This window comes from Longimicrobium sp. (assembly GCA_036377595.1).
In the GTDB taxonomy this organism is placed as follows: Bacteria; Gemmatimonadota; Gemmatimonadetes; order Longimicrobiales; family Longimicrobiaceae; genus Longimicrobium.
Genome location: DASUYB010000065.1, coordinates 65,501 through 73,801, shown reverse-complemented (window position 1 = coordinate 73,801; position 8,301 = coordinate 65,501). Strand labels below are relative to the sequence as shown.

The following is an 8,301-nucleotide window of genomic DNA, read 5'->3' as shown; positions in this document are numbered from 1 at the left end:
CGACTCTTTGATTGATCCTTGAAGGTAATATAGTAACACGTGATTCGCACGCGGGAGAACATTTCCCTCGTATGGAAGATGAATGGGTTGAATACTTTGCACCCGCCCCGGGGAAAGGTAGGCCTTCTCGATCAGGTCATCATAATTCGTTGTAAAGATAGCACTCCATTTCACCCTCGGGATTTGTTTGTAGCTCGGTGAGGGTTCAAGTGGAGCGAGCAAATCCTTCAACATACGAACAAGCTTTATCCGCCCATATGGTGGCGTATCACATACTTCTGTTGCGGCGTCCAAAAACGTAGCTTCCTCATCAATCGCAGCGAGCGGGAACTTTGCCCGTATTTCCGCCACGAGTCCACTCGCAAGAGGTGCCCCACTTGTAAAGCTAGCTCCGGCTCCAATAACCAGTGCCGTGTCGCCACTGAGGATTGCGGCTCGTAATTCGCTGGCAATTTCCTCAAAAGTCAGAATTTGTGGCATGGGGTCTCGTCGGTGCAAGAAATTGGAACGATTTTTCGAACGTATCTTCAGATCTGTTCGTTCGCAACACCGGCTCGCGACTGCGATGCCGTTCTGCTTGAGTGCGGTCGTTGATTACACGAAGACGGCGCTCGGGTGGCGGAGATCAGCCCTGGAGGGAGGAACCTGAACGTTAGCACCCGGCTCTATTTCCGCTCGGGAGCTTCCGCCCGGCAGAGCGCCTCCAGGCGGCGGAGATACAGCGCCTCGCGGCGGGCGTCGGCTTCGGCGCCCTGGGAAAGGCCGCGCTGCACGCGCCAGCGGTGGAACGCCAGCTCGCTGGCCATGCGGTGCAGCTCGCGCTGGGCGCGCCACCGCGCCATCCCCCCCGTGCGCCACGCGCGGTAGGTGGAGCGCAGGCGGCTGCGGACCACGCACAGGCGGTCGAGCTCGTCGGGCGTCAGCATCCCATCCTCCACCAGCGCGCCCAGGTGCTCGCGGATGATGCGCCCCTCGCGCACGAGCGAGAGGTAGACGATCACCAGCAGCCCCATGAAGGCGGGGAACATCACCAGCGCGTACAGGGTGACGAACCAGGTGTCGTCGTACCCGGCCGCCCAGTTCCACAGCGCGTGCAGCCCCACCGCGGCGGCGAACCCCACCGGCGGCGCCCAGAAGCGCCGCGCGGGCTGGCCGCGCTCGCGCGCGTAGCCCAGCCCTACGCCGAACATCGCGGTGAACAGCGGGTGCGCGAACGGCGCCAGCATCCCGCGGATGGCGAAGGTGGCCACGGAGCTGCGATGGCCTTCCTCGATCGCGGCGCCGTAGTACTGCACGTTCTCCATCATCGCGAAGCCCAGCCCCACCATCGCCGCGTAGACCACGCCGTCGAGCACGTCGTCGTACTCGTCGCGCAGGGTGCGGAAGAGGACGACGAGGGCCACGCCCTTCGACAGCTCCTCCACCACCGGCGCGGAGACCAGCCGACCGGCGATCTCGCCCGCGCGGCGGCCGAAGAGCTGGGCGAAGGTGGACTCGGTGTAGGTGTTGAGGAGGATGGAGACGAGCACCGCGACCGACGCGCCCCAGGCGAAGGTCTGCGCCAGCGTCACCGGCGGCTCGGGCTCGAAGCGGTCCATCCACAGCGCCAGCGCCAGATAGACGGGCACGGGGACGACGGCCAGCACCACGCCCATGAAGAAGGCGCGCGGCCCCAGGTCGGCCCCGATCAGCATCAGCGCGATGGCGCTGGCGATCACCGCCACCCAGGTGAGCACCGGGTGCGGCTTCGGCGCGAACGGATCGGCGCCCGGCGGGTGGTCGAGCGCGTCGGCGGGCGTGGCCTGCGGCTCCGTCATCCCCTGGACCACGGGGTGGCGGGCGCCATGGAGATCGGGAGCTGCTCGAGCGGGTGGAGGAGCATCGGTCGGGCGAACGGTGGATCGAACGGCGCCGAAACGTACCCGTTTCCCCCGCCCCCCGACAACATGTTTCAGGGTGACACGCAGCAGGGGTAGGACCGAAGTCTCGCCCGCCGGGCGAATGGAATTCACGGCAACAACAGCACGAAAGTCCCTGCGGGACTGCGGCCCCGGCATCGCGGCGACGAACGACTCTCCTGCACACCACAGGCAAGGAGCCCCACGCCTCGACCTGTCATTCCGAGCGGAGCCGCTGCGCCGTCCTCTCGTCCTGAGCCGAATTCGGGCGGCTCCCGGGGAATCTTTGGCCGGCTTCCGCGCGAATGCCGGGCTGTGGCTCGAACGCCGGCTACAGATTCCTCGGGCTCGCAACCTACGGTGCGGACTCGGCTTCGGTGTGGTCGCCCTCGGAACGACAGGCTGTTTTTTCGCGTTGATTGGGATACGGGCCGTGATCTGTGTCCGAGCCGGACCGGCCGACGGGGCCTGGCGGCGATCGACCATCATCCCGGCCAGGGGCCGAGCAGCCGCTCGAGCGCCTGGCGGCGGAAGGCGAAGATCTCCTCGAGGCGCGGGGCGACGAGGAAGCGGCGGACGGCGCCGCCGCCGGGGGGGAGCGCGTAGTGCACGAGGTCGCGCATCTCCACGCCGCCGGCGACTTCGCGGAACAGGTGCTGGTGATGCCAGAAACGGTACGGCCCGAACCGCTGCTCGTCGACGAAGCGGTGCGGCTCGTCCACGTGCGTGATCTCCGTCACCCAGCTCACCGGCAGGCCCAGCAGCGGCCGGATGCGGTAGGTGATGAGCATCCCTGCGTACATCCGCCCGGGCAGCGCCGAGGTCACCTCGAAGCCCATCGACGGCGGCGTGATGCGCGCCAGGTTGCGCGCGTCGGAGAAGAAGTCCCACGCCTCGGACAGCGAGACGGGAAGGTTCTGCGTGGCCTGGAGGAGATGCAGCTTCATCGGCCGTCCGGGTTGCGGGGAAGCACGCAGTCGCGCCAGCGCAACGGATGCGCCACCGCTGCTACGCAGACACCCGGGCCGGGCGACTCGCGGGTGTGCCGGCCCTCCCCCGCAACCGCTCCGAAAACGCCGAAAACGTCTGTAGTACCGGATAATTCAAGCATTTGCGCCACAATCACTTAGGCACTTCCCCGCTCGGCCGATCACGCACTTTCTCCCGTTACTCCGGCGTTACCACGAAAGGTTTGCCTGCTGGCGCAAAATGTGTTACATTCTGCGCCGTCCGGGTGTCCTCCCGGACGAGCGGCGCCCCCGCCGGGTTTGTCGGGGGCGTTGCTGCTTCCCCGGGCTCTCTCCCCCACGAAACAATGCGACCGACACCGATCCGCGTGGCGCTGACCGCCGCGCTCGGGCTCGTCATGGTGGCGTGCACGGACACCGGCACCGAGATGGTGGCGCCGTCCGGGCCCCGACACGACGTAGTTGCGAGCAACGGCCTGATGATCACCGAGGTGATGCCGGACCCCACGAAGGTGGCCGACACCGCCGGCGAGTGGTTCGAGGTGTACAACGGCGGCTCCGCCGCCGTCGACCTGCAGGGCTACAAGATCGTGTCGGCCGCGGGGCTCACGGCCAGCGAGTCGCACACCATCGCCAGCAGCGTGGTGGTCGATCCGGGCGAGTACGTGGTGTTCGGCAACAACGCCAACACCGCCACCAACGGCGGCGTTCCCGTCGCCTACTCGTACGGCTCGTCGGTCACGCTGAACAACGGCAGCAGCACCAGCGCCAACGAGTGGCTGGCGCTGCGCTCGCCAACCAACGTCACGCTCGACTCGGTGGCCTACGCCGTCCGCGTCCTCCCGGCCGCCCCCGGCCCCTACACGCCGCCCTCGGGCTCGTCGCGCGGGGTGGTCGACCTCACCGCCGACAACACCATCATCTCGGGCACCAACTGGGCGACGTCGGTCAGCACCTACGGCCTGGGCGACCGCGGCACCCCGGGGCAGCCCAACCAGGGCGGCTCGGCGGTGTCGGTCAGCGTGCGCATCTCGTGGGTGACGCCGGGGACGTCGTTCACCGTCACCGCCACGGCGGTCGACTCGGTGGGCAAGCCGGCGGGCACCACCTTCAAGTGGGCCAGCCTGAACCCCGAGATCGCCACCATCGACTCGATCACCGGCCGCGCCACCGGCGTGTCGCTGGGGATCGCGACGATCCGGGCGACGGCCAACAACGGCGTGAGCGGCACCGCCCCGCTGTTCGTGGTGAACCCGGGCGACGTGGCCAGCATCTCCATCTCCGTCAACGACCCGGCCAAGGTCCCCGCCGGCTACACCAAGCCGGCCTTCCCCACCGTGCGCAACACGTCGAACGCCACGGTGACGGGAGTGCCGCTGGTCTGGACGAGCAGCGACCCGTCGGTGGCCACGGTCGACAGCCTGGCCTACATCACCGGCGTGGCCCCGGGCGTGGCCAAGATCCGCGCGACGGCGCCCAACGGCGTGTACAACGAGGTGGACTTCACGGTGATCCCGGCGGATGCGCCCACCAGCGCCATCTACCGCAACCACGTGGAGTTCGGCGCGCCGCTCGGCGTGCCCGCGGGCGAGATCGTGCTCGACAAGCGGCAGTACGTCTCCGGGTACAACCCGGCGCGCGGCGGGCCCGACTGGGTGAGCTGGAACCTGAACGCCAGCCAGTTCAGCGGCGTGCCGCGCTGCGACTGCTTCAGCGCCGACCAGACGCTGCCCGCCGGCGTGTACCGCGTGGTCGACTTCGACTACCGCAACGGCGGCTACGACCGCGGCCACATGGTGCAGTCGGAGAGCCGCACCACCACCGACCAGGAGAACGCCAGCACCTTCCTGCTGACGAACATCCTGCCGCAGGGCGCCGAGAACAACCAGGGCCCCTGGAGCCAGTTCGAGAACTACCTGAACGACCTGGCGCGGACCAGCGGCAAGGAGATCTACGTGGTGGCGGGCGGCGAGTACGCGGCCACCCCGGGAACGCTGAAGAACGAGGGGAAGGTCGCGATCCCCGACTACACCTGGAAGATCGCGGTGATCATGGACGGCGGCGAGGGACTGGCCGACGTGCACTCGGTGGGCGACCTGCAGGTGATCGCGGTCAAGATGCCGAACCTGACCACCACCGGCACGCCCGCGTCGTCGGTGGGGATCCGCAACACCCCGTGGCAGAACTACCAGGTGACGGTGGACCAGCTGGAGCAGGAGACCGGCTACGACTTCCTGAGCAACCTGCCGAACCAGATCGAGATCCTGCTCGAGGCCAACGACCGCGCGCCGGTGGCCGCCACCGACGGGCCGTACACGGGCCTCGAGGGCTCGGCGGTGACGCTGGACGCCAGCGCGTCGAGCGACCCCGACGGCGACGCGCTGACCTACGCCTGGGACTTCGGCGACGGCAACACGGGCACGGGCGTGAAGCCCAGCCACACCTACGTCGACAACGGCAACTACATCGTGACGCTGACGGTGACGGACCCGGCGGGCGCCGAGGCCACCACCACCACGGCGGTGACGGTGTTCAACGTGGCGCCCACGGTGCAGGCCTTCGCGGGCGCGACGATCCTGGCGGGCGAGACGTACGGAGCGAGCGGCTCGTTCGCCGACCCGGGCGCGGACACGTGGAGCGCCACGGTGGACTACGGCGACGGCAGCGGCGCGCAGCCGCTGGCGCTCGGCGGGAAGACCTTCTCGCTCAGCCACGGCTACGCGTCGGCCGGCAGCTACACCGTGACGGTGACGGTGACGGACGACGACGGCGCGCCCGCCACGAAGTCGGCGACCGTGACGGTGCTGAACGGCCAGCAGGCGCTCGACGCCCTGCGCGACCAGGTGAACGACGTGCTGCACGGCGGCGAGGCGGCGTCGACGATCGCCAAGCTGAACGCCGCGAAGGCGGCGGTGGCGCGCGGCGACATCGAGGCGGCCAGCGGCCAGGTCAGCGCGTTCATCAACGAGGTGCAGGCGCTGGTGGCGTCGGGCCGGCTGACCGCGGCCGAGGGCCAGGCGCTGATCGACTACGCCAACCGCATCCTCGACAGCATCAACGGCTGATTCGCCTGAGCTGAAGGGATCACGAAGGAGGGGCCGCGCTTACGGGCGCGGCCCCTTCTCAATTGAAGGCGACGAGACACCCCTCGGGTGTCATCCTGAGGGCGCGGACGCCGAACTCTCGTCGTGGCTGATGCTTGCCGCGCCCGAAGGATCTTGCCTGACCCGCGCCGGAACTCGTGTGCCGAGCATGCACTGTCCGAGGGCCGAGTAGATCCTTCGGTCGGCGCCAGTGACTTGTGCAGACGCGACTTCGGTGCGGCGCCGACCTCAGCCTCAGGATGACACCGGTGGGGCGTCGGGGCGGATGGATGAGCGGGAGATGAGCATTTCCGGGGAGGTGCTTGCTCGATCTATCGGCGTCCGGTGAGATTTCCAGGAAACGATCCACCTCATAGGAGAGAGCCGAATGGCGGGCGATTGGCAGGCGATCAAGCGGGAGCTGCGGCTGCACGGCTGGATGCTCTTCGGGCCGCTGGCGGTGATGTGGATCGTGCAGATCGTGAACGCCGTCACCTTCCACGCGCTCGACCGCTTCGGGCTGCGGCCGTGGAGCGTGCCGGGGCTGATCGGCATCCTCACCATGCCCTTCCTGCACACCGGGTTCGGGCACCTGATCGCCAACACGGTGCCGTTCCTGATCTTCGGCTGGCTGATCCTGCTGCACGACGTGCGCGACTACGTGAAGGTGTCGCTGCTTGCGATGCTGGTCGGCGGGCTGGGAACGTGGCTGACGGGGATGCCGGGCTCGGTGCACATCGGCGCCAGCGGCGTGATCTTCGGATACTTCGGCTACCTGCTGCTGCGGGGATTCTTCCGCCGCAGCGTCGGCTCCATCCTGCTGTCGCTGGTGCTGGGGATCGTGTACGGGTACATGATGTTCGGCGTGCTGCCGCAGGGCGGGATCTCGTGGCAGGGGCACCTGTTCGGGTTCCTGGGCGGCGTCCTCTCCGCGTACCTGCTCAACCGCCGCCGCCCGCAGCCCGTTCCCGCGGCGCGGATTGCCGTGCAGTAGGATTTCTCACGCGGAGACGCGGAGACGCGGAGGAAAAGAGAAGAGGCCGCGGCCGATCGAGTCGCGGCCCCTTCGCATTCACGCCGCCGTGGCGATGCGGCGCGGCGACGCCCACTGCCACGCGGCGCCTTCGTGGATGGCGGCGTAGACGTCGTCGCGGAGCTCGTTGGCCTCCTCGCTGGTGAGGGTGCGCGCCAGGTCGCGGATCACCACGCGCACGAGCACGTTCTTCTGCCCGGGCCGCAGGCCGATGCGCTCGCGCGCGACGGGCGGCAGCGCGTCGTGCGGCGTCTCGGAGAGGACCTCCACCGCTTCCAGGCTCTCCACGCGCGGGCCCAGCGCGCCGCGGACGCGGTCGCCGAGCTGCTCGGGCGTCGTGGCCTCGTCCACCGCCACGCTCAGGTCGCGGCAGATGGCGGGCTGGTGCGACACGGGGCGATACGGCGCCAGGTCCAGCATCTGCCCGGCGATGCGCGGGTCGTCCGCGCGCAGCAGGCGGATGTCGGGGATTCCCTTGACGAGCATCAGCAGGCGGTCGAGCCCGAGTCCCATCGCCAGCCCCGTCCAGCCGTCCGGGAGGCCGCACTCGCGCAGGATGGCGGGGAGCGCGAGGCCGCATTCCCCGATCTCCATCCACGCTCCCTCCCACTCCACCTCCACCTCGATGCCGCCCACCGTGTACGGGTGCGGCGACGGGTTGCATCGGTACCGCGCGCCGGGGGCGACGACTTCCACCAGCGTCTCCACCATCTCGTGGAGATCGTCGCGCCCGAGCGGTTTCGCGGCGACGCGCCAGAGGTCCATCTGGTGCGGCTCGCCCACGTGCTGCCGGTCGATCTGGTCGCGGCGATAGGCCAGGCCGGGGCACGCCAGCAAGATGTCGCGCGGCAGGTCGGCGGCCAGTTCACACAGGAGCGGGGGGATCATGGCCGTGGTGTGGGTGCGCAGGACGCGGCCGGGCGCCACGTAGCGCGTGTACCGCACGTCGCGCGACACGGCGTCGGGCGCGATATGCAGCGCGTCGTAGTTGTCCGCCGTGGTGACGGCGGGGTGGGCGCGGTGCAGGCGCACGTCGCATCCCCACCGCGCCGCCAGCGCGGAGGTGAGGTGGTGGACGAGCAGCTGCATGCCGTGCGGCCCCTGCGCCGCATCGGCCAGGTCGCGCACGGCGAGCGAGCGCTCGAGCGCCTGCGGGGTGATAGGGGTGATGGACATCGGTTCCTCTCTCGATTTCGGTGTGATTTGAGCGACCCGGGCGCGTCGTGCGCCGGGCGTGGGCAAACGAAAGCGCCCCCCGGCACCGCGACCGGGAGGCGCAAGCCCATGGCTCACACCGGAGAGGAACCGCGCGAGGCTAT

General features: G+C 68.9%; 6 protein-coding genes. 2 read left to right on the top strand and 4 right to left on the bottom strand.

From position 1 onward, the window contains the following. The 3 genes from VF092_09410 to VF092_09400 form a co-directional block, all read right to left on the bottom strand. Positions 1-480, bottom strand: a 480-nt coding sequence (locus VF092_09410) for an SIR2 family protein (GenBank protein ID HEX6747491.1), incomplete at its 3' end; no start/stop codon positions are given. A gap of 185 nt (positions 481-665) precedes the next feature. Then, entirely contained in the window at positions 666-1,817 is a 1,152-nt protein-coding gene (locus VF092_09405; protein ID HEX6747490.1) for a PrsW family intramembrane metalloprotease, read from the bottom strand. A 566-nt stretch (positions 1,818-2,383) separates the two neighbouring features. Further along, positions 2,384-2,845: an SRPBCC family protein gene (locus VF092_09400; protein HEX6747489.1), complete on the bottom strand. Its 462-nt coding sequence runs from the start codon at positions 2,843-2,845 to the stop codon at positions 2,384-2,386. A gap of 368 nt (positions 2,846-3,213) precedes the next feature. Between VF092_09400 and VF092_09395 the strand changes: the two genes are divergently transcribed. Further along, on the top strand, positions 3,214-5,931 hold the full coding sequence (locus VF092_09395) for a DNA/RNA non-specific endonuclease (protein HEX6747488.1): 2,718 nt from the start codon (positions 3,214-3,216) through the stop codon (positions 5,929-5,931). Positions 5,932-6,337: 406 nt separating this feature from the next. Then, entirely contained in the window at positions 6,338-6,943 is a 606-nt protein-coding gene (locus tag VF092_09390) for a rhomboid family intramembrane serine protease (protein HEX6747487.1), read from the top strand. Between the two features lie 78 nt (positions 6,944-7,021). Here the strand turns inward: VF092_09390 and VF092_09385 are convergent, their stop codons facing one another. Next, positions 7,022-8,158, bottom strand: a complete 1,137-nt coding sequence (locus VF092_09385) for a hypothetical protein (GenBank protein ID HEX6747486.1) — start codon at positions 8,156-8,158, stop codon at positions 7,022-7,024. Positions 8,159-8,301: the final 143 nt, after the last annotated feature.

Coding starts and splice junctions, on each gene's coding strand:
- VF092_09405 (HEX6747490.1), bottom strand. CDS start 1,817: ATGACGGAGCCGCAGGCCACGCCCGCCGACGCGCTCGACCACCCGCCG.
- VF092_09390 (HEX6747487.1), top strand. CDS start 6,338: ATGGCGGGCGATTGGCAGGCGATCAAGCGGGAGCTGCGGCTGCACGGC.
- VF092_09400 (HEX6747489.1), bottom strand. CDS start 2,845: ATGAAGCTGCATCTCCTCCAGGCCACGCAGAACCTTCCCGTCTCGCTG.
- VF092_09395 (HEX6747488.1), top strand. CDS start 3,214: ATGCGACCGACACCGATCCGCGTGGCGCTGACCGCCGCGCTCGGGCTC.
- VF092_09385 (HEX6747486.1), bottom strand. CDS start 8,158: ATGTCCATCACCCCTATCACCCCGCAGGCGCTCGAGCGCTCGCTCGCC.